The 21,240-nt window shown below is 38.8% G+C and carries 18 protein-coding genes, 1 pseudogene and 1 riboswitch; of the genes and pseudogenes, 3 read left to right on the forward strand and 16 right to left on the reverse strand.

Features of this window, described 5'->3' with window-relative positions; all coding sequences use genetic code 11:
* Positions 1–91: 91 nt before the first annotated feature.
* Positions 92–424, reverse strand: a pseudogene (locus ACT3S9_RS08900) (HlyD family efflux transporter periplasmic adaptor subunit); the annotation flags it as partial.
* A gap of 95 nt (positions 425–519) precedes the next feature.
* Between ACT3S9_RS08900 and ACT3S9_RS08905 the strand changes: the two are divergent.
* Positions 520–1,656 (forward strand): ISAs1 family transposase, encoded by a 1,137-nt coding sequence (locus ACT3S9_RS08905; protein WP_444750804.1) that lies wholly within the window; start codon positions 520–522, stop codon positions 1,654–1,656.
* Here ACT3S9_RS08905 and ACT3S9_RS08910 read toward each other — a convergent pair.
* The 4 genes from ACT3S9_RS08910 to ACT3S9_RS08925 form a co-directional block, all read right to left on the reverse strand.
* Positions 1,643–2,596, reverse strand: coding sequence for a hypothetical protein (locus tag ACT3S9_RS08910; protein WP_444750894.1), 954 nt, complete (start codon positions 2,594–2,596; stop codon positions 1,643–1,645). The two genes, ACT3S9_RS08905 and ACT3S9_RS08910, sit on opposite strands and share 14 nt — an antisense overlap.
* On the reverse strand, positions 2,589–3,644 hold the full coding sequence (locus ACT3S9_RS08915; protein WP_441993668.1) for an ATP-binding cassette domain-containing protein: 1,056 nt from the start codon (positions 3,642–3,644) through the stop codon (positions 2,589–2,591). Before ACT3S9_RS08915 ends, ACT3S9_RS08910 begins: the two co-directional genes overlap by 8 nt.
* Positions 3,645–3,658: 14 nt before the next feature.
* A protein-coding gene (locus ACT3S9_RS08920) for an IS3 family transposase (protein WP_086957897.1) occupies positions 3,659–4,809 on the reverse strand; the annotation gives its coding sequence in 2 pieces (ribosomal slippage) (positions 3,659–4,554 and positions 4,554–4,809; 1,152 coding nt in all).
* A 55-nt stretch (positions 4,810–4,864) separates the two neighbouring features.
* The gene (locus tag ACT3S9_RS08925; protein ID WP_444750895.1) at positions 4,865–5,383 is read right to left on the reverse strand and encodes a hypothetical protein; all 519 of its coding nucleotides are present in this window, start codon (positions 5,381–5,383) and stop codon (positions 4,865–4,867) included.
* Positions 5,384–5,481: 98 nt separating this feature from the next.
* Between ACT3S9_RS08925 and ACT3S9_RS08930 the strand changes: the two genes are divergently transcribed.
* On the forward strand, positions 5,482–6,243 hold the full coding sequence (locus ACT3S9_RS08930) for an IS5 family transposase (RefSeq protein ID WP_089367531.1): 762 nt from the start codon (positions 5,482–5,484) through the stop codon (positions 6,241–6,243).
* Between the two features lie 155 nt (positions 6,244–6,398).
* Here ACT3S9_RS08930 and ACT3S9_RS08935 read toward each other — a convergent pair whose 3' ends face one another.
* Positions 6,399–7,874, reverse strand: coding sequence for a calcium-binding protein (locus ACT3S9_RS08935; RefSeq protein ID WP_441835402.1), 1,476 nt, complete (start codon positions 7,872–7,874; stop codon positions 6,399–6,401).
* 40 nt (positions 7,875–7,914) lie between these two features.
* Positions 7,915–8,006, reverse strand: a riboswitch (cyclic di-GMP riboswitch).
* Between the two features lie 545 nt (positions 8,007–8,551).
* On the opposite strand from ACT3S9_RS08935, the gene ACT3S9_RS08940 reads away from it, so the two are divergent.
* On the forward strand, positions 8,552–9,520 hold the full coding sequence (locus tag ACT3S9_RS08940; RefSeq protein WP_086959932.1) for an IS30 family transposase: 969 nt from the start codon (positions 8,552–8,554) through the stop codon (positions 9,518–9,520).
* Positions 9,521–9,908: 388 nt separating this feature from the next.
* Here the strand turns inward: ACT3S9_RS08940 and ACT3S9_RS08945 are convergent, their stop codons facing one another.
* The 10 genes from ACT3S9_RS08945 to ihfA form a co-directional block, all read right to left on the reverse strand.
* Entirely contained in the window at positions 9,909–10,463 is a 555-nt protein-coding gene (locus ACT3S9_RS08945; RefSeq protein ID WP_441835403.1) for a DUF1439 domain-containing protein, read from the reverse strand.
* Positions 10,464–10,529: 66 nt separating this feature from the next.
* The gene (locus ACT3S9_RS08950) at positions 10,530–13,214 is read right to left on the reverse strand and encodes a DUF349 domain-containing protein (protein WP_441835404.1); all 2,685 of its coding nucleotides are present in this window, start codon (positions 13,212–13,214) and stop codon (positions 10,530–10,532) included.
* Positions 13,204–13,485: a YeaC family protein gene (locus ACT3S9_RS08955; RefSeq protein WP_441835405.1), complete on the reverse strand. Its 282-nt coding sequence runs from the start codon at positions 13,483–13,485 to the stop codon at positions 13,204–13,206. The genes ACT3S9_RS08950 and ACT3S9_RS08955 overlap by 11 nt, the downstream gene beginning before the upstream one ends.
* A gap of 1 nt (position 13,486) precedes the next feature.
* Positions 13,487–13,813 (reverse strand): hypothetical protein, encoded by a 327-nt coding sequence (locus ACT3S9_RS08960; protein WP_441835406.1) that lies wholly within the window; start codon positions 13,811–13,813, stop codon positions 13,487–13,489.
* A 73-nt stretch (positions 13,814–13,886) separates the two neighbouring features.
* Positions 13,887–15,554, reverse strand: coding sequence for an alanine/glycine:cation symporter family protein (locus tag ACT3S9_RS08965; protein WP_441835407.1), 1,668 nt, complete (start codon positions 15,552–15,554; stop codon positions 13,887–13,889).
* 74 nt (positions 15,555–15,628) lie between these two features.
* Positions 15,629–16,597: an IS30 family transposase gene (locus ACT3S9_RS08970; RefSeq protein WP_086959932.1), complete on the reverse strand. Its 969-nt coding sequence runs from the start codon at positions 16,595–16,597 to the stop codon at positions 15,629–15,631.
* 136 nt (positions 16,598–16,733) lie between these two features.
* Positions 16,734–17,864, reverse strand: a complete 1,131-nt coding sequence (locus ACT3S9_RS08975) for a M14 family metallopeptidase (protein WP_441835408.1) — start codon at positions 17,862–17,864, stop codon at positions 16,734–16,736.
* 213 nt (positions 17,865–18,077) lie between these two features.
* Positions 18,078–19,520, reverse strand: coding sequence for a glyceraldehyde-3-phosphate dehydrogenase (locus ACT3S9_RS08980; protein ID WP_441835409.1), 1,443 nt, complete (start codon positions 19,518–19,520; stop codon positions 18,078–18,080).
* 225 nt (positions 19,521–19,745) lie between these two features.
* Positions 19,746–20,714, reverse strand: a complete 969-nt coding sequence (locus ACT3S9_RS08985; RefSeq protein WP_086959932.1) for an IS30 family transposase — start codon at positions 20,712–20,714, stop codon at positions 19,746–19,748.
* 232 nt (positions 20,715–20,946) lie between these two features.
* Positions 20,947–21,240 (reverse strand): integration host factor subunit alpha, encoded by a 294-nt coding sequence (gene ihfA, locus ACT3S9_RS08990; RefSeq protein WP_441835410.1) that lies wholly within the window; start codon positions 21,238–21,240, stop codon positions 20,947–20,949.

Genomic DNA, 21,240 nt, shown 5'->3' on the forward strand with positions numbered 1-21,240 from the left:
CAAAGTAATAATTTTATATTAGAAGAAATCCAATTACAACAAAAACAAAACAACATACATCCTAAATGATTAGTTTTATATATATTATCTTTTAGCTACTTTCTCTGAATGCATTATAATTTAACTGTAATAGTGGCGACAAAAGGTAATCAAGCGGTGTTCTTTGTTCAAGTAAAATCATAACTTCGGCAGGCATACCAGGATAAAGCTCAATGGCTTCTGGCTTATCCTGTATCTTTACTTTCACTTTATACGCTGAAATATCTTTTTCTTCGTCGTATATTCTGTCAGCAGAAACATTCTCAACAAGTCCATCTATAGGAGCAACTCGCCTCATATTATATGAGGAAAGCCTTACTTTAGCCTTCATCCCCTTATGTACTGACTCAATATCTTTTGGATTAAGCAATACTTCTACTAGTAAATCATCATTATCAGCACGGCAAGATCATTATAAATTGAACTTATAGAGCAAGTAGTGATCAGATCAAGGCATAATAATTACTTGGTCGCATAAATATGAGCACTACTTTTCTGAAACATTTTAATTCAATTACAGATCCTCGCATTGAACGTTGTAAAAAGCATGAACTTATCGATATTCTTCTCCTTTCTATTAGCGCTGTACTCTCTGGTGCAGAAGGATGGGAAGATATTGAAGACTTTGGGCACCTAAAGCTTGATTGGTTAAAAAAATACGGCACGTTCAACGCAGGAATTCCAAAACATGACACGATTGCTCGCGTCATGTGTCGGTTAAAAGCAAATGAAATAGAAAGGGCATTTCAATCTTGGATATCATCACTGATTGAAACTACAGGTGCAGATATCATCGCTATCGATGGCAAAACCGCACGGCGTTCATTTACCACAAAAGACAGAAAAAGTGCCTTACACACGGTCAGTGCATGGAGTTGCCAACACCAGTTAGTGCTTGGGCAGACGGCTGTTGATAATAAAACAAATGAAATCACCGCAATACCAGAATTACTCACCCTGCTCGATATTGAAAACAGTATCATTACGTTAGATGCGATGGGATGCCAACAAGAAATAGCAAAACAAATCATCCAACAAAAAGCAGATTATATTCTTGCACTTAAAGGTAATCATTCAGGCATGCAAAAGGAACTAGAAGCGTGGTGGCACAAGTGCGAGCGTGAAAGGTTAACTAAGCATAATTGTGATGAACATACCGAAATAAGCTCAGGACATGGGCGTGTTGAAACACGTACATGCCAGCAGTTACTTATAGATAAAAGCTGGCTAGGCAAGGATTATCGTTGGCCTGGCTTAACGAGTATTATTAAGGTCAGGGCTGAAGTTCATGATAAGTCGGCAGGGTCGGATACCACTGAAACACGCTGGTATATAAGTTCATTAGACTTAAATGCAGCGCAAGCACTCAATGCAGTACGCAGTCACTGGCAGGTTGAAAGCATGCATTGGATGCTTGATATGAACTTCAGAGAAGATGAATCGAGAATACGCAAACTTCAAGGGCCATTAATGTTTAATGTAATGCGAAAGATAGCCATGGCGCTTTTTAAACAAGATGCATCTAAGTCAGCAAGTATGGCGAGGAAAAAGAAAATGGCAGGGCTAGACGATGATTACCGCTCAACCCTGTTAGAGTCTGGGATTAAAATGCGCTAGCCGTGTCATTATCAGGTACAATATCTAATAATTTTTGTCTTGGGCTAATAACACCTTGTAATGTATTCACAGAAAGGTTTACAACATAACCTGAGATTGGGCTAATTATTGTCGTTCTATCTAATACATCTTTAACACGCATATATTCAGATTGCCTTACACTTAACAGCTCTTGCTGCTTTTCAAAAACTTCTCTTAGTTGCTTTTGATTTTCAATGCGAATATTAGCCAAAGCTAACTCAGATTCATTAATAGCTCCTTGAGCTTGCTGAATTAGCCCGTCGTATTCGTTAAGTCTTCCCTGAATCGACTCTTGATTACTCTGTGCCGCTAAAAATTGAGATCTTGATGAGTAGCCTTTTTTTTCAAGCTCCGTATACATAGCTACTTGCTCTTTTGCTATTTTTAATTGCTTCCTATCTGATGTTTGTTTTGCTAATAAAGTTTTTAGTTTCTGTGCGCTTTGCTCTTGCTTTTCAAGTTGTAATGAAATCTGGCTGTTTAATTTATGCTTATTTGCATAAAATTGCTCAATTTGGTAATCGAGCATCTGTTTTATTTTTTTGTTGCTTTCATCAAACCCACTAAAATTTAATGTTTCCATACCTGACAACTCAGCTTGTATACGCTGAAACGCAGCTTTTGCATACTGATATTGTGTTTGTGTTTGATCAAATAAATTGAGTGCCTGCTCTTTTGCTAGTTTAAATAATACATCGCCTCTATTAACATACTGTCCCTCTTCAACATGTATTTCTTGTATAATTCCACCTTCTAAGTGTTGTACACTCTTTTTATTACCTTTGACAACTACGCTGCCAGCAGCAATTGATGCTGAACTAAGCGGTGCTATCACAGCCCAAGTTATAAAAGTCCCAAAACCAAATAAAAAAATGGTAAAACAAACGAACAACCATTTTCGGCTCGCGTTTTTATCCATTACTAACCTCTTTTATTTTATTTCTACTTGCAAAAAAATCAGCAGTTCTGCCATGAAATTTGACATTACCTGCCTCTAAATAAAGAATATTTTTAGCTTTGCTAAGTAAGTTCATTTTTTTCGCACTGTAAATTGTTATTTGTTCAAGTGTGTCGCGTTTTTCTAATATTTTAATCAATGCTAACTCTGCTTTACTATCTAGATGATCATCAATATTATCAGCTATAAATATATGAGGGTTATTACACAAAGCTCTTATAAGTAATATTAATTGAATTTCAGAACTACTTAATTGATTTTTGACATCTAATATTTCAGTATCGTAACCCTGCGCTTGTTGCATTATTCTTTCATGCAAGCCAAGTTGCTGTGATAATTGGATAATAGAATTATGAAGGTTTGGATCTGTCGACATATTATTTATAATCGTACTTTTATAAATAGGGAGATCTGATCTATAAATACCAATAATTTTTTGCTTTGTGTTAAAACTCCAATTAGATAGCTGACTAGCCGCTATTCTAACTTCACCTGAAAACGGTGTATTCTCGCCTGACATAATTTTCAATAGCGTAGACTTGCCGGATCCATTCGAGCCAACGATCGCATGTGAATAATTAAACTGAGCACTGAAAGGCTTAATGAAGACTTTATTTGCGTTAGGATATTTATATATAATTTTTTCAGCAATTAAACTTCCTTTAGGTATAGGAGGCTCGGTTTCTAACTGAATATCTACTAATGCACCTTCTTTGGTCAACCTTTTCCAAGCATTAAAACAGGTAACCCAATGCTGTAATTGCATAACCGATTGTTCATAAGGAGCAAGCGCTCTGCCAATAATTAAATTTGCGGCAATCATACCGCCAACAGAAAGTTCTTGCTCAAGTACATAAGATACACCTACGCATGTCACTGCTATCTGAACGAGTAAACGGTATGTTTTAGAAAAGCTACTTATGTTCAAAGTTTGTGTTTTATATGTATGTTGATTAGCGCTGTTTTTATCCGTACTTTTACGCCACAACTCAATGATCTGAACCATCATTAGTGGACACTTCGTTAAGCGACATTTAGTTGTTCAAATTTCTCGGGGCTTAAATAGCCTAACGCACTATGCCTTCTCTTTTTGTTGTAATCAATTTCTATATATTCAAATACATGCTGCCTCATGGTTTCTCGGTTCATAATAGGCTCATATTGGATGGCTTCGACCTTGAGTGAATGGAAGAAGCTTTCCACACACGCATTATCCCAGCAGTTGCCTTTACGACTCATACTTTGCATTAAATGATGTTCGCTTAATAAATCACGATAAGCATGGGAAGCATATTGGCTGCCTCTATCACTATGTACAATGACATCTTTAGGTCTACCTCGGCGCCAGATAGCCATTTGCAGGGCGTCACACACCAAAGATGATGTCATGCGTGTACTCATTGACCAACCAATCACTGAGCGCGAGTACAGGTCGATAATCACAGCGAGGTAAAGCCATCCTTCGCTGGTCATTAGATACGTGATATCACCTGCCCATTTTTGGTTGGGCTTATCGGCGGTAAAGTTCTGCTCAAGTAAATTAGGGGCCACAGGTAAATTGTGTTTACTGTCGGTGGTCGACTTGAATTTACGAGCTGCTTTAGCTACTAAACCCTGACGTCCCATGCTTCTGTTGATGGTTTTTACATCATGTTTATTCCCTTGCTCCGCCAGCTCGACTTGGATACGTCTCGCACCGTCTCGCTCTTTACTGTCAACAAATACGGCTTTGACCTGAGTATCTAACATTTGCTGTTGTTGTTTGCGCTTACACACGTGCTCACATGATTTTATCCATGCATAAAACCCACTTGGCGATACACAAAGTACCTTAGCCATTCTGATAACGCTGAATGTGCTTCGGTAGCTTTGCATAAATTCAAATCGTGTTATTTTTGATTTTTCGCGAAGTAGGTGGCGGCTTTTTTTAATATGTCTAGCTCCTCTGCTTGCACCGCTAGTTGGCGTTTCAAACGAGCATTCTCGGTAGCTAACGTACTTTCTCTATCTGATGTAGATGCCTTTTTCAGAGCAGCAGTTCGCCAATAGTAAAGCTGGGACTCTGCGACACTTAATTCTCTGGCAGCTTGAGCAAAACCTACTTTACTCGCCAGCTTTAGTGCTTCTTCTTTGAATTCTTCTGAATAGGATTTACGTTTGGTCTTAGTTGTCATGTTTCACCTCTATGAGTTAGTTTACTCACTTAATGAGGTGTCCAAAACTATTGGTTCAGATCACAACAATAGGTGTAATTAACCCTGAAGAAGTAAAATAGTTCAACTCAGTTAAAATAGACTCTTGAATATCTTTGGATGGTTTCTGTGCACTGGCACGTTTACTATATCCATAATTGATACAAGCAAGTATTAACAACACTGCAATACTTCCTACCGCAATATAGAAAAATGTGGGGTGTATTATTAGTAGTACAAATAAAAATATGCTAGTCCAAGGGAGGTCGGTAACTGAAGAAACGTGATTTTGTAGGCCATTCTCTGCTAATTTAATATCCTTAACTAATTTACCGTTATCGTCTTTCGCAAAGCATTGCTCCGCGCAAACTGTATTCGCATATTTACGCCACTCATTTGCACTTGCATACAGGAGTCGTTGCTTAGCCCAATCTAATACACCATAAACAACGACCAACCAACAGGCGATTATGGTTAAAAGGTATAACGTATCTAAACTAAATGAACTTAATACTCGATCGAAAACTTGTAATGAATAGATAGGTACAACTAACATTAGAATGCTAGGGCGTGTTGATCTTTGTGGTATGAAAAACAAACAGCATGAAGATAAGGTATAATTGAATTCGCCAGAAAACTTTACACCGAACCTACATGCCAAGATTAATGTTAACAGACGGGACATGGAATGTCTTATCAAAAGTAATGTACTTAAGTGGTCGAATTTATAATAAGCCCAACCATAGAAAAACGCTCGAAGGCATACTGTATAAGATGCGCACAGGTATTCCATGGCGAGATTTACCTTCTGATTTTGGCCGTTGGAGTGCTATCTACAGACGGTTTAATTTATGGTCCAAAAAAGGGATTTTGAATGAACTGTTTCGCGCATTATCTCGTGATGCGGACATGGATTGGGTCTTCATTGATGGCAGTATTGTCAGGGCTCATCAACATAGTTGCGGTGCAAGAACTGCTGACAATGAATCAATTGGAAAGAGCCGAGGTGGAAATTCTACGAAAATTCATCTTGCAGTCGATAGCGGAGGGTTGCCTGTTTATTATGAATTATCCTGTGGGAATACGCATGATATCGTCCATGCAGAGTCACTCGTAGCTAATTGCCCAACAAGTAATATGGTTGTCGCAGATAAAGGCTACGACAGTGAAAAACTGAGAGCGTTTGTTCGTGATAATAACGCTACACCCGTTATTCCACGTAAGGGCAACAGTTTAGTAGGCAATGAAGATATTGACTGGTGCATGTACAAATATCGGCACTTGGTTGAGAATGCATTTGGCCGTATTAAGCAATATAGAGGGATAGCCACGCGGTATGAAAAGCTTGAACGAAATTATCATTCAATGCTCGCTTTAGCATTTACTATGATGTGGCTACCAATGTGGGCTGATTGATATATGTACTACAAAGATCAACAGCCCCTAGTCAGAAAACTAAAAAAAAAGGCCCATCGAACACGGCTAATAATATGACGCTTAATTTTTTCCACATCAAATCCTATTAATAAAAACAGCAGCCATATTGGCTGCTGCTTTGATGTTTATTTTAATTAAGCGTAAGCTATTGAGTCTTCAGTCATGAAACCTGCAGAGTCAAACCCACCCATCTCTGAGTCAGAATCATTAATAATGTCCTCAATTACTGTAACTGTATTATTATCAGTAGCATAAACAGTTTCTTGCAACTCGGTTGCTGAATCTAGTCCTAATAATGCAACAAGCTCGGCTTCATAAGAGCCCTCTAACTCTTGGGTTGATTGTTCTGTAGCGCTCTCAGCAAAAGTTAAAGTATCTACTCCGATAGCGAAGAACATATCATCGTAGGTACCTTCTGACTGTGCAGCAACTTTATCCAATGATACATTTACATTGTAATCAACTGAACTTTCTCTATCAGCAACAAAGCCCTCTACACTGTTGAATTTAGATGCTGATAGGTCAACATCGACAACATGATCGCCATTATCGTCATTCATGTTTGCAATGATATCCAACCCTTCACCACCGAAAACACCTTTATCTGATTCATCAGTGAAGAAGGTATCATTCCCTTCACCGCCAACAAGCAAGTCCATACCGCTGCCACCGATTAGGATATCGTCTCCTTTACCTCCACTAAGGTAGTCGTCACCTTGTGCACCTTCTAAAAGGTTATCTCCGCTGTTACCTTGCAATACATCATTATATTGTGTACCAATGGCTCCCTCGAAATTAACTAGTTTATCAGCCTCAATAGAACCAGTTTTGACTGCTTGGAGTAGCTCAGTCCATGAATGTGTCAACTTGTCACTCATACTAATTGTAAAGCCCTGATCTAACCTTACATTGACCCCTGCACCATTAGCAGTTGTTCCATAATAGCTTGCTATATCGAAGCCATCACCACCATTCATAAAATCAGAACCACCCCCACCTTTAATTATATTATCACCAGACGAGCCCTGAATAACGTCCTTAAACTCTGTACCTGTAAAATTCTCAATACCTTCAAATGAATCAAAATCAATTGTACCAGCTGCTATTTTAGAATTGATTTCGGTCCAAGAGTAATCAAGTTTATTCTGATAATCAGTGGCCCAACCTTTATCCATGCGCACATAGACACCTTGAGAGTCAGTTTGCCCATAGTAGTTCAAAGTGTCGATACCTTCACCACCATCAACAAAATTACCCCAGCCCCCACCGGTCTTGATTAAATCGTCGCCCTCTCCACCGAATAAAGAGTTAGCACCTGCACCCCCATTAATATAGTCGTTACCGCCCATACCATTGATAATTTCATCAAGGCTTGAGCCTTGAATGATGTCCCCATATGAGGATCCAGTAAAATTGCTTATATTTTCAATGGCTTCATGATTGATTGTATCATTTGATATTCCGCTAAGCAGTTCTGTCCAGCTATAGATAGGTTTATTTGCTAAATCAGTAGACCAACCTTTGTCAAGGCGTGCGTAAATAGTATTCTCAGAAGATTGATAATCAATTACACTTTCAGAAGGTGCAGAGTTTTCGTTTGATGTATTCATTGTAAAGATGCCTCACATTTAAAATTAATTAATAGTAATGTTCAGCAACCCGGCTATCATCCTGATAGAACTTCCTTTAGGAGACCCGTGGCTTTCCGTCCTTGGCTCGCACCAAGTTTGGCTTTTTGATAAGGGTAGTTATATGCGCATCTCACACATAAGTTAAAATCACTTAAAGTGCTTATAAACACTATGTAGTACGATGCTATTCCATTTCGCAAAGTAGACTAGCAGTACAAAAAAAATAGTTCAAGCAAAAAGATACAATAAAATTCACTTATTTTCTGCGAAATAATGTTAACTTAATGAGTCAATCTATTAGTTGTAATAACTTTGAATCCAACAGGTAAGAGTTATGTAGGGATTGTTAATTAAAATAGTTTACATCTGCACATTTAAAAATTTGTATTTTTTTCAACGATATAACGATATATAGTAATTAAATAAATATCTGAGCTAAATTAATTCATCATAAGATTTTATCTAATTTAATTAAAAATTATTTTTCTTAATGTGGCAATAACTTTAAATTTATACTGATTTATGAAAGGTATCTATATTACTAGAGTGCAGTCTAGGCTTAATAGTTCCTAAATTCGGATAATAAGTGCAATTTCTCAGATTAGATGGCCAGCTGTTATAATTCGGCCATTTTCTCGCCAAAGGAAATTGCTTTAATGAAATATAAACAGCTGACACAAGAAGAAAGATACCAGATTTACGCGTTAATAAAAGCAGGAAATAACCAAAAGCAGATAGCTGAAGAACTAACTCGTTCACCGTCATCTATTTCTAGAGAGCTAAAACGCAATAAAGGACTTAAAGGCTATCGGCCTAACCAAGCCAATAACTTTGCTGAACAAAGACGTAAGTCATCTTTCAAAGCAAGTAAGTTAACAGAGGACGTCACTCACTGGATTAATAAATTGTTGCATGACGGACTTTCCCCTGAGCAAGTGGCAGGCCGCTTAGCTTTAGAGAAACAGGTCGTTTTACATCATGAAACAATTTATCAATATATTTACAGAGACAAGGCTCGTGGTGGCAAGCTACATAAGACACTCACTCGTGCATGTAAAAAGTATAAAAAACGCTATGGAAGCTATGATAAACGTGGACAGATAGTTAATCGAGTCAGCATTGATGAACGCCCAAGTATTGTGGATTCAAAGTCTAGGATTGGTGATTGGGAGGGCGATACAGTGATAGGTAAAGGGCGTAAAAATGCGCTTGTCACAATGGTTGAACGTAAAACGTTATATACAGTCGTTCACAGAATTGAAAGCAAGCATGCGAAAATAACAGCCGATGCGCTGATCACGTGTATGACACCATATAAAGGTAAGGTTATTACCGTGACGTTAGATAATGGAAAAGAGTTTGCTCACCATGAGCATGTTGCACAAAAATTAGAAGCTGATGTGTATTTCGCTCATCCCTATTCATCATGGGAGCGGGGCATAAATGAGAATACCAACGGCTTACTTAGACGCTTCTTCCCCAAGGGAACTGACTTTATGGCGCTAAGTGAAGCAGAGATACAGGCGGCAGTTGATAAGCTCAACCATCGGCCAAGAAAAACAAGAGGGTATAAAACCCCTCATGAATTATTTACGGGGCAATCAGAAGTTCTGGTGGCTGCATAATGATTGCACTTAATACTTGAATTCAAGGTTGATGAAACATTTATTTTTGATATATAACGCATGTTGTTAGCGCTTGAAAATATAGAAACTTTTTGAAGTAGCTCACACTTAAGATGTATTTCTACATATATACTTGATTATCATAATACAAAATATCTATCATTTTAATCATTAAATATATAGCCCTTTCAGTGTGTTTTAATTTGTTTTTATAAGATTTATTTTTACTATTACACAAAGTAGCTCTTACAGTTTCGCTTCCTTGCTACTTGCTTTGATTAGTGCGGCAGTGTATATATAATTTTCTCTTATATTCAATAAGAGAAAATCTATATTACTCTCCATTATTTTAAGGGAGCTTCGACTTATATACTGGGAAAATCTAAACCTATATCTTTGGTACTAACTTAATAACCCCCTCTTGAATTTTCATATCAAGAGGTAGCTTACTTAGTAAGGCGATTTTAGGATCATCTGTATTAAGTTTATAAACCGGGTTCACCGCTAAAAAACCATTAATAATTTGTAAGGCTTCATCGTTTAAAACCCCTAAGTTCCCCTTAAAGCCACCTGTATCAACACTCGAATCAAGTAGTTTAACGTTACGTAAAAACACCGCATTTTTCTCACTATCGTAAAATGGCGAGCCTTCAATTTGTAACTTTAAACGCACTGGGTACTCCAGTGCTAAAGCATTAATGACTGCGCTTGAATCGGCACCTAGCACTACAACATCACGATTATCTGGGCCCACGTTGACGCTTAGGTCATTAACATCAAACTGTACAGGTAACCCCATTAGCCTTATTTCTTCACTTAGTTTTGGCAACTGCTCAGTCAGTACTGATTCAATTTCACTATTGGTAAATGAATAAACCGATACACCATTAGTCGTGTTACAGGCGGTTAAAAATAAACATCCGATTAATAAAATATACTTCATTGTTTTTCCTTTTAAAAAAGCCGCCAAGTGATGAATGGCGGCTTTCAATCGTGTACTTATTGTATTTTATACAATATCAAATACCGCTTTTAAACGAGTTAGTGTGCCAGTATCAACTGAACCTTGGCTGAGTGCTAATACTTGCTTTAAGTAGTAATTTAAATCAGCATGTTCACCACGATGTTTATCATCCAGCATAGCCACTTGCTCAGCCATACGTGCAGCGCCTTCAGGGCTTGTTACGTTCGCTAAAATTTCCATTCTAACTAACAATTGCTCGAGGCTGAGTACTGTTTCAGTGTTACCTTGCCACTGAACTGGTATTGCTTTGCCTTGTGCTAATGCACTAAACAACGCAGTAAAATCGGCCTGTGCTGCTTTTTCTGTGATTAGTGCTAACTTATCGTCAATATTTAAAAGTAATTGCTGAACGCGCTTTGTAAGTGCCTTACTACTCTTAAGCGTAATTACTTTAGTGCGTAAATCGAGTAGTTGTGCTTTTTGATTGACAGCATCAAGTGCCTCTTCAAGCTCTACAAGTTGTGCGACAACAACCGCATCATCTGCAACTTGTTGTTGCTTTTGCTCTGCAAACTCTTCACTACGCTTTGCGAAAGTAGCATCATTAAACTGACGAAACTTTTGCCAAAGACTATTTTCAGCTTTCACACCCGCAAAACCAATTGTTTGCCATTGCTGCTGTAGTACCTTTAATTGCTGACAAGCACTGGCTAACTCATCACTTTGTGAAAATTGTTCGGCTTGTGCTATCAACTCACTTTTTGCAGCGGCATTAGCCTTATGAAATGCACTTAGCTCATTAAATACAGCTTGCTGATGAATTTTATACTGGCTTTGCATAGCCTTGTATACTTTTGGTTCAACATTACCAGCACTGCGCCACGCTTTATTAATACGATTGTATTGGCTCTCAAATTCTTTCCAATCAATGTCGCTACTAGCCGTATCTGTATTAGCTAATAACTGCATTTGTTCAATAATAGCTTGTCGTTTTGTTTTGGTAACTTCGCGCTGCTGTTCAAGCTGTGCAAAGTACTCTCTGCAGGGGGCAAATAGTAATTCTATTTTTTCATCGAACTCTTTACCTTGTAGCTGCTCTTGCTCAGTATCTAAACGACCTAATTCATTCCAGCGACGGCGAAGTGTTTTAACTTCATCTGCACGCATTTTAGGGTCGCTACATGGCTCTTTCAGCAGTACGTTAACTTCATTAAGTAATTCGTCACGCTTAGGTGCCGATGCATACTTTTGCCAATCGCGCGCATCGGCTAGCTGCTCTTCTAAGTCGGTTTTTATTTTATCTAAGCTGTACTGAAAGTTTGTGGTTAAACTTTCATAAAGCTCAGTAAAGCCTTTAAACACACCAAACGCCACATTAAAACGACCCTGCTCTATTAATCGTTTTACATCGCGGGCTTTACGATTTGCTTGTTGTTGATTTTTGGTTAGTTTTGTAGTCAGTGGTGCAATGTCACTTTGCCACTGTTTGTTATGCGCTTTAAGCTGGGCTTTAAAAGGTTTCTGTAAACTTGCTGGCAGTTGTTTTAAAGGTGAGTTTGCTGCCTTATACGCCGCTTCATATTCGTCGGTAATCGCATCATAGGTTGTAATATCAACCTCGTGGCTGATTTCACCCAGTGTTGCAAAAGCCATTTTATAATCGCTGATCGCTTGGCTAAGTTTCGGTAACTCCGTTACTCGTTGAAATAATTCATTTAATTTTTTAATTGTCTGCGACTTTTCAGCACTTGAAGTTAATTCACTCTCGGCTATCGCAGTCTTCGCTTGTGTTACTTTTGCTTCTAACCAATCTTGCTGAATTTGTTCTGGCCCTTCTAGACCAAGTTGTAGAGCATTTTCAATCTCTTCACTAAGTGCTTCAAGGTTCGCAAGCGCTAATAGTTCCCGCTGTTTTTGTAAAAGTAAAGCTTGCGCTTGTTGATGCATTTCGCTTAGTCGCGCTATGTGCACGTTTAATTTTTTAGTGAGATCTTGGTACTTTTTATCCAAGGTTTTCACCTGCTCGTTACTTAGCCATTTAAGCTCGAGTGCTTGCCACTTCGCAACCAGCTCATTATTTTGCTCATTAACCAGGGTATATTCTTGTTTATCACGCAGAGCATTTAACTTAGCCAGGATAACCCGTGTTTCATTTTGTACTTTTATAGGCATTTCCAGCGCTAACCGCTGGTTATCTAAATGCGTTTCCAATGCTACTTTCGCTTCACCTTGGGCATGCTTTACTAAATTTTTAGCAAGTTGCTGGTTTATTACCAATTCAACAAGCTGTTGTTGCAACTCAACATTACCTTCTTTAAAGGCTTTTTCAATTAACTTCGGATTAGATAAGCGTTTTAAAAGTTTAACTCTAACCTGAAGCTCTTTTTCAGCAAAGGCGAGTTTTTCAAGTGTTTTAGCAGGAGCAAAGCGCTCAATATACTCATTTTTAATATCACTTGATAGTTTGCTTTCATTACTTAAGAGCGCATTTGAAATATGTTGCTCAGCTAAATCTTTTAAACTTTGATCTTGCTTATAGGCTTGCCACCAAAGCACTAAATCATTAACTTTATTGAGTGCTTTTTTACGGATTTCAGCGGAGCTGTCGTCAATAGCAAGCGTATTTAAAATGATCGCATCACGTTCAACATCAAGATTTTCGATGGCGTCTAAACGCACTTGCTGCTTAGGGTGCTTCCATTTTGGAGTAAAGAGGTGTTTAAAGATCATGTTCACTAAACCTTGCTATTTCATTATCAGCGGAAAATTCTTTTTGCAGTTGTGCTTTGCTCTTTTGCACCATTTCACCATTTTCGCCAATAGTAAACTGCTCGTTTGTTTTGGCTTTTTTAGCTTGGTAAAGCATCACTAACTGCACTGTTTGCTCTTTTTGTGTATCGCTTAACACTGTTCCGTCAGGCCACTTCCCTGTCGCCGCGCCGTACTGAAGGCGCTCAAATAATTCGGGGGTAATTGTATTTACAAGATTGTCGATATTCATGTCATTTTTTCTTTTTTAAAGTCACTAAGATAACGCGATTTATTAAGTACCATATACAACCAACGCCAATTGCAGCGGTGCAGGCATACCAAGATAAGGTTTCTGGCTCTGGATGCAAGAAATACAAACAAAAGAATCCACCTAAAAAAATAAAAAGCGCAAAAAATGAATGATTCATAAATTTTTGTTGTTTTTCGATCTTCTTTTCACGAGCTAATTGCTGACGCTGCTCTTCATTAAGCTCCGCTACATTACTCTCACAGTGAGGGCACTGCTGGTGTTTATCTGATATTGACTTATCACAACTAGGACAACGAACAATCGCCATATCTATCTCCATACTTCGCATAAATGTCTACGCATAAAAAAGGCGCCTTGCGGCGCCTTTTATTGTACTTGTTTTATTTGTCGTTGTCTTTTTTGAATTTGACCCAGTACTCATCTATTGACTGTCTCATTTCTTTTCTTAGTAGCATAATGCCAAATAAGTTAGGTAAAGTCATAACTACAATAGCCACCGCCGCAAGCTTCCAAACTAGCGTGGTGTCTGCAAATGATGCCCAAAAGAAGCCCGCAACATAAAAGACTCTATATGGCATAACTGAACGATGACCTAGTAGATAAATCATCGCGCGATCGCCGTAATAAGACCAGGCAATTGCTGTAGAAAACGCAAATAATAATAAACCTATAGAAACTATATATTTACCGCTATCACCAAAGTAGCCGCGCGTAAATGCATACGTTGTTAGCTCCGCGGAATGTACGAGCGACTTACCAATTAAACTAATGCTTTCATCGGTAGGTAATCCCTTAACCACTTCAACTGTCCCAGAGTATTTATGTTTGTCAGTAATACCAAAGCGAATATCTTCACCAATTGAACGAGAGTGAAGTACAGTAAAGTCACTATTAGTAGCAATACCATTTTCAACTTCGATGTTACCGTTATAAAGCTCAATGGTGCTGTCTTTACCATTAAGGTAGTTATAAAGCTGCTCGCGATTTTCTTCATTCGCTTCTGAATAACTGCCTTTAATAATACTCATTGAAGAGCGTTCAAAATGGGTTTCAAACTTTTCGTTCCACACCCCTGATGACAAAATAACTAAACCGGTAAGCGTACAAATTACAATGGTATCGATGAAAGGTTCTAAAATAGACACCATACCTTCAGATACGGGTTCATCAGCCTTTGCTGATGCATGAGCAATAGGTGCAGAACCTTGACCGGCTTCGTTTGAGAATAAGCCCCGATTTACACCTCTGTTAAACGCATAAGCAAAAGACGCCCCTAAGAAACCACCTGCCGCAGCTGACCCCGTAAAGGCATCAGTAAATACAGAAGCAAACGAAGGACCAATGTTTTCAAAGTTATAAAAAATAACCGCCAATGCACCAATAATATAAATCGCTGCCATTAACGGCACCACGCGAGAGGTAATAGCAGCAATACGTTTAATACCACCAAGAATAACCAGCGCCAATAATACAGATAACACAGCACCTGTCGCCATCGGTGCAAAACCAAAGGTGGCTTGCATGCCTTGGGAGATATTATTAATTTGTGGCAAGCTGCCGGTGCCAAATGAACTGATCACCGTGGCTATAGCAAATAACACAGCCAGCCACTTCATGTTCAGACGCTTATCCATGTAATACATGGGACCACCTGCCATAGTGCCATCTTCGGTTTTTTCACGGTACTTATGTGACAAGGTAACTTCAACAAATTTGGTCGTCATACCAAAAAAGGCGGTCATCCACATCCAGAATAACGCAGCTGGGCCACCAATAGAAATAGCAAGTGCTACGCCACCGATATTACCAGTACCAACAGTACCTGAAAGCGCAGTTGCAAGAGCCTGAAAGTGTGTAGTGTCACCTTCGGTATCTTTTTTATCAAACTTACCCGTAACAATTTTACAGGCGTGTTTAAAATATCGAATTTGTGGAAACTTTAAGTAAACCGTAAAAAACAAACCCACGCCTAGTAACACGTATGGGAACCATACTGCACCCCCTAACATACCATCAAGGCTATCTAAAAACTGTCCAAATACATCCACTTTGTGATCCTCTTGTTATTATTTATAAATTACTATATTTGTTTTTACTTGAATTCAAGTATTAAGTGCAATCATTATGCAGCCACCAGAACTTCTGATTGCCCCGTAAATAATTCATGAGGGGTTTTATACCCTCTTGTTTTTCTTGGCCGATGGTTGAGCTTATCAACTGCCGCCTGTATCTCTGCTTCACTTAGCGCCATAAAGTCAGTTCCCTTGGGGAAGAAGCGTCTAAGTAAGCCGTTGGTATTCTCATTTATGCCCCGCTCCCATGATGAATAGGGATGAGCGAAATACACATCAGCTTCTAATTTTTGTGCAACATGCTCATGGTGAGCAAACTCTTTTCCATTATCTAACGTCACGGTAATAACCTTACCTTTATATGGTGTCATACACGTGATCAGCGCATCGGCTGTTATTTTCGCATGCTTGCTTTCAATTCTGTGAACGACTGTATATAACGTTTTACGTTCAACCATTGTGACAAGCGCATTTTTACGCCCTTTACCTATCACTGTATCGCCCTCCCAATCACCAATCCTAGACTTTGAATCCACAATACTTGGGCGTTCATCAATGCTGACTCGATTAACTATCTGTCCACGTTTATCATAGCTTCCATAGCGTTTTTTATACTTTTTACATGCACGAGTGAGTGTCTTATGTAGCTTGCCACCACGAGCCTTGTCTCTGTAAATATATTGATAAATTGTTTCATGATGTAAAACGACCTGTTTCTCTAAAGCTAAGCGGCCTGCCACTTGCTCAGGGGAAAGTCCGTCATGCAACAATTTATTAATCCAGTGAGTGACGTCCTCTGTTAACTTACTTGCTTTGAAAGATGACTTACGTCTTTGTTCAGCAAAGTTATTGGCTTGGTTAGGCCGATAGCCTTTAAGTCCTTTATTGCGTTTTAGCTCTCTAGAAATAGATGACGGTGAACGAGTTAGTTCTTCAGCTATCTGCTTTTGGTTATTTCCTGCTTTTATTAACGCGTAAATCTGGTATCTTTCTTCTTGTGTCAGCTGTTTATATTTCATTAAAGCAATTTCCTTTGGCGAGAAAATGGCCGAATTATAACAGCTGGCCATCTAATCTGAGAAATTGCACTTATTATCCGAATTTAGGTTATATTAGGTATTAAAAAGGGCATCATTAAATGATGCCCTACTTTTTTTAGCGTAACTTATCAACTACATTTACAATTGCAGCCAAAGTATCTTGGCCAAATTGATATGAGCGACGATCTGACCAGCCATAATCTGGATCAGGTAAGTCATCATTATCTTTAAACGGCATTTCTACTGTATAAGCTAGTGCGTTGAATTCTTCTGCAACCGCTGAAGAACCCACTGTTAAATTCGCTTTACCTGGCTCATCCTGTGGGTAACCATGTTCGTCTTGAAACTCAGGCGTTACAATATGTAGCGCTGCTTTAAAGCTATCTTCAAGTTCTTTTAAACGTGCATCGTAACTTGGAATACCTTCGCTACCCGCCACAAAGTTATAAGGAATTGCTTCATCACCATGAATGTCTAGGTGCATATCAAGCCCTGTATCACGCATTTTATTAAGTACTAAATATACTTCTGGGCTGTTTTCCATGCTTGGGGTTTGCCATTCACGGTTTAAGTTAACGCCTTTCGCATTAGTACGTAAATGACCGCGTGCACTGCCATCTGGGTTCATGTTTGGCACAATATAAAATACAGCTTTCGATAATAGTGCTGCAGCGTGCGGATCTTCATCATCAAGTAATTTATGAAGCAACCCTTCAACATACCACTCAGCCATTGTTTCACCAGGGTGCTGACGCGCAGTTACCCAAATTACTTTTTTACCTTGGTCGCTTTCACTACCCACACGTAATACGCTCATATCACGACCATCTAATGTTTCGCCTAGTGTTTCTAAGCTACATGCTTCTTGGCTTTGCGCCCAGGTAATTAAGTCTAAGTGACGGTCGTAGCTATAAGGAGCAAAGTATGCAAAATACATGGTGCCGCATTCCGGTTCTACTTCAAATGACAAAGTGCCATTTTCATACTCGGATGGGACACGGAACCAAGTTTGACGGTCGTAAGAAGCAACCGTATTGTAGCCTTTCCAGCCATCTGGATAAGCTGAATTTTCAAGGTTATTTATGTGCAGTTTGTGGTTTTGAAAAGGGGTTGTTTCTAATCGAAAGTGAAACCACTGGAAAAAGTCTGATTGATGATCTTTATTGATCTCAAGTTGAATATTTAGTGGCTCAGCCGCGTCAACGACCTTGATATTACCACTATCAAAATTACTGGTGATTTTCATTTTATAAAACCTATTGGTTAAAAATTAATAGCTAACCTATCGCTTGTTAGTCAGCAATTATACTTATTCGATGAACCTATATCAGGCTCACCTTGTTACTGAAATGTAGCAAACCCTTACAGCCTACCACATGGCATATACTTTGAAAAAATATTCATCACTAAAAAAGCCAGCTATTTTGCTGGCTTTTGTAAAGGTTATTAATCGTTTCGATTAACGCGGCAAGCTTGGGAATGAAACTTCAGCCATATCGCGCATACAACGAACTACTTGGCAGCTGTAACCAAACTCATTATCATACCAAACGTACAGTACAACACGCTTTTCATCTACGATAGTCGCTTTTGAATCAACGACACCAGCATAACGACTGCCAACTAAATCAGTTGATACGATCTCAGTTGAAGCTGTGTAATCAATTTGGTCACGCAAATCTGAATGTAATGCGGTGTCACGTAAAAATGAGTTTACCTCTTCAACGCTGGTACTCTTTGCTAAGTTTAAGTTCAAAATAGCCAATGATACATTGGGCGTTGGTACACGGATTGCGTTACCCGTTAATTTACCTTCAAGTTCTGGTAAGGCTTTAGATACGGCTTTAGCAGCGCCCGTTTCAGTGATAACCATATTAAGTGCAGCAGCACGGCCACGACGTTCTGCTTTATGGTAGTTATCAATTAAGTTTTGATCATTAGTATAAGAGTGCACCGTTTCAACATGACCGTTATTAATACCAAACTTATCGTTTAGCGCTTTTAATGTTGGCGTAATTGCGTTAGTGGTACAACTAGCAGCACAAACAATTTTATCTGCAGGTAAGATATCACTATTATTTACACCATAAACAATATTTTTAATCGCGCCTTTAGCTGGAGCGGTTAATAATACTTTTTCTGCGCCTTTACATTCTAAATGCTGACCAAGGCCTGCTTCATCTTTCCAGATACCAGTATTATCTACAATAAGTGCATTTTCGATACCGTAAGCGGTGTAATCAACTTCACTTGGTGAGTTAGCATAGATAACTTGAATATAGCTACCATTGGCTTTAATTGCATTACGCTCTTTATCAATAGTGATAGAACCATTAAATGGGCCATGAATTGAATCGCGGCGTAATAAGCTGGCGCGCTTTTCTAAATCACCTTCTTTACCGCCTCGTACTACGATGGCGCGTAAACGTAAATCAGCATACGGGCCTGATTTTTCAATCAATAAACGCGCCAATAAACGGCCAATACGACCAAAGCCATAAAGCACCACATCACGCGACTCTTTACGTTCAGAATTAGTAATTTCAGCTAATTCCTCGCTGATATATTCTTCAACGCTGCGACCATTTGCGACATTTTTAAATAAGTAGTTATAGGCAAGCTTACCAATATCGATACGTGCTGAATTTAAATCCATTTTGCTAATAACTTCTAGAAAGGGAAAGCTTTCGCGTAAACGTAGTTTAGTCCCTTCAAACTGCGCAACTGATTTATGAGACTTGATGATATCGATGGTGCTAGCATTAACTAATGGGCGGCCATATACGGCAATTTCAATACCACGATTACGATAAAGGCGACCAATAATAGGTTGCATACTTTCGGCGTAATCTTGGCGCTCTTGCCAACTATTTGTATATTCTAACTCGTGAGAGGAGGTCATATTATTTACCTAATTTAACATTTTGAACGGATAACTTATGCAGTATTGGGCTTGTGAGAGCAACACTGCCATAAGGCAAATGTATTCTAAGTTAAACTGCGTCAATTCTCCACTGTTACAAGACGAATCATGAGTTTAAAATATGTTTATACTTATTTAGTTGTAGAAAAAGAATGTAATAAAGTGGGGAATTTATTGCTTGAATTCAAGTATTAAGTGCAATCATTATGCAGCCACCAGAACTTCTGATTGCCCCGTAAATAATTCATGAGGGGTTTTATACCCTCTTGTTTTTCTTGGCCGATGGTTGAGCTTATCAACTGCCGCCTGTATCTCTGCTTCACTTAGCGCCATAAAGTCAGTTCCCTTGGGGAAGAAGCGTCTAAGTAAGCCGTTGGTATTCTCATTTATGCCCCGCTCCCATGATGAATAGGGATGAGCGAAATACACATCAGCTTCTAATTTTTGTGCAACATGCTCATGGTGAGCAAACTCTTTTCCATTATCTAACGTCACGGTAATAACCTTACCTTTATATGGTGTCATACACGTGATCAGCGCATCGGCTGTTATTTTCGCATGCTTGCTTTCAATTCTGTGAACGACTGTATATAACGTTTTACGTTCAACCATTGTGACAAGCGCATTTTTACGCCCTTTACCTATCACTGTATCGCCCTCCCAATCACCAATCCTAGACTTTGAATCCACAATACTTGGGCGTTCATCAATGCTGACTCGATTAACTATCTGTCCACGTTTATCATAGCTTCCATAGCGTTTTTTATACTTTTTACATGCACGAGTGAGTGTCTTATGTAGCTTGCCACCACGAGCCTTGTCTCTGTAAATATATTGATAAATTGTTTCATGATGTAAAACGACCTGTTTCTCTAAAGCTAAGCGGCCTGCCACTTGCTCAGGGGAAAGTCCGTCATGCAACAATTTATTAATCCAGTGAGTGACGTCCTCTGTTAACTTACTTGCTTTGAAAGATGACTTACGTCTTTGTTCAGCAAAGTTATTGGCTTGGTTAGGCCGATAGCCTTTAAGTCCTTTATTGCGTTTTAGCTCTCTAGAAATAGATGACGGTGAACGAGTTAGTTCTTCAGCTATCTGCTTTTGGTTATTTCCTGCTTTTATTAACGCGTAAATCTGGTATCTTTCTTCTTGTGTCAGCTGTTTATATTTCATTAAAGCAATTTCCTTTGGCGAGAAAATGGCCGAATTATAACAGCTGGCCATCTAATCTGAGAAATTGCACTTATTATCCGAATTTAGGTTGTTTAAACTTAAAAAACTACAATGACTGATTGAATAAATGTACTTGAGTTAACCTAAAAATAGTCGAGTTTTACTTTTTACAGGTAAAGAAAAAGGCAGCTTATAGCTACCCTTTTTATTTAATTATACCTACTTTAGGCGCTTATTTACTTGTCCCCACTTCTACACGGGTTTTAAGCTTTTGGCCTGGTCGAAAGGTCACTACACGCCTTGCCGAAATAGGAATATCTTCTCCTGTTTTCGGGTTACGCCCAGGTCTTTCTTTTTTGTCACGAAGATCAAAGTTACCAAATCCAGAGAGCTTAACTTGCTCCCCTTTCTCAAGCGCTGAGCGGATTTCTTCAAAAAACGCTTCAACTAAGTCTTTGGAATCTTTTTTATTGATCCCGAGTTTTTCAAATAGGTGTTCAGCTATGTCGGCTTTAGTAAGCGCCAT

Source organism: Pseudoalteromonas sp. AOP31-A2-14, from assembly GCF_052378035.1.
In the GTDB taxonomy this organism is placed as follows: domain Bacteria; phylum Pseudomonadota; class Gammaproteobacteria; order Enterobacterales; family Alteromonadaceae; genus Pseudoalteromonas.

Bases quoted from the DNA above. Each gene is read 5' to 3' on its own strand.
- ACT3S9_RS08905 (WP_444750804.1), top strand. From the start codon at position 520: ATGAGCACTACTTTTCTGAAACATTTTAATTCAATTACAGATCCTCGC.
- ACT3S9_RS08910 (WP_444750894.1), bottom strand. From the start codon at position 2,596: ATGGATAAAAACGCGAGCCGAAAATGGTTGTTCGTTTGTTTTACCATT.
- ACT3S9_RS08915 (WP_441993668.1), bottom strand. From the start codon at position 3,644: ATGATGGTTCAGATCATTGAGTTGTGGCGTAAAAGTACGGATAAAAAC.
- ACT3S9_RS08925 (WP_444750895.1), bottom strand. From the start codon at position 5,383: ATGTTAGTTGTACCTATCTATTCATTACAAGTTTTCGATCGAGTATTA.
- ACT3S9_RS08930 (WP_089367531.1), top strand. From the start codon at position 5,482: ATGCCAAGATTAATGTTAACAGACGGGACATGGAATGTCTTATCAAAA.
- ACT3S9_RS08935 (WP_441835402.1), bottom strand. From the start codon at position 7,874: ATGAATACATCAAACGAAAACTCTGCACCTTCTGAAAGTGTAATTGAT.
- ACT3S9_RS08940 (WP_086959932.1), top strand. From the start codon at position 8,552: ATGAAATATAAACAGCTGACACAAGAAGAAAGATACCAGATTTACGCG.
- ACT3S9_RS08945 (WP_441835403.1), bottom strand. From the start codon at position 10,463: ATGAAGTATATTTTATTAATCGGATGTTTATTTTTAACCGCCTGTAAC.
- ACT3S9_RS08950 (WP_441835404.1), bottom strand. From the start codon at position 13,214: ATGATCTTTAAACACCTCTTTACTCCAAAATGGAAGCACCCTAAGCAG.
- ACT3S9_RS08955 (WP_441835405.1), bottom strand. From the start codon at position 13,485: ATGAATATCGACAATCTTGTAAATACAATTACCCCCGAATTATTTGAG.
- ACT3S9_RS08960 (WP_441835406.1), bottom strand. From the start codon at position 13,813: ATGGCGATTGTTCGTTGTCCTAGTTGTGATAAGTCAATATCAGATAAA.
- ACT3S9_RS08970 (WP_086959932.1), bottom strand. From the start codon at position 16,597: ATGAAATATAAACAGCTGACACAAGAAGAAAGATACCAGATTTACGCG.
- ACT3S9_RS08975 (WP_441835408.1), bottom strand. From the start codon at position 17,864: ATGAAAATCACCAGTAATTTTGATAGTGGTAATATCAAGGTCGTTGAC.
- ACT3S9_RS08980 (WP_441835409.1), bottom strand. From the start codon at position 19,520: ATGACCTCCTCTCACGAGTTAGAATATACAAATAGTTGGCAAGAGCGC.
- ACT3S9_RS08985 (WP_086959932.1), bottom strand. From the start codon at position 20,714: ATGAAATATAAACAGCTGACACAAGAAGAAAGATACCAGATTTACGCG.
- ihfA (WP_441835410.1), bottom strand. From the start codon at position 21,240: ATGGCGCTTACTAAAGCCGACATAGCTGAACACCTATTTGAAAAACTC.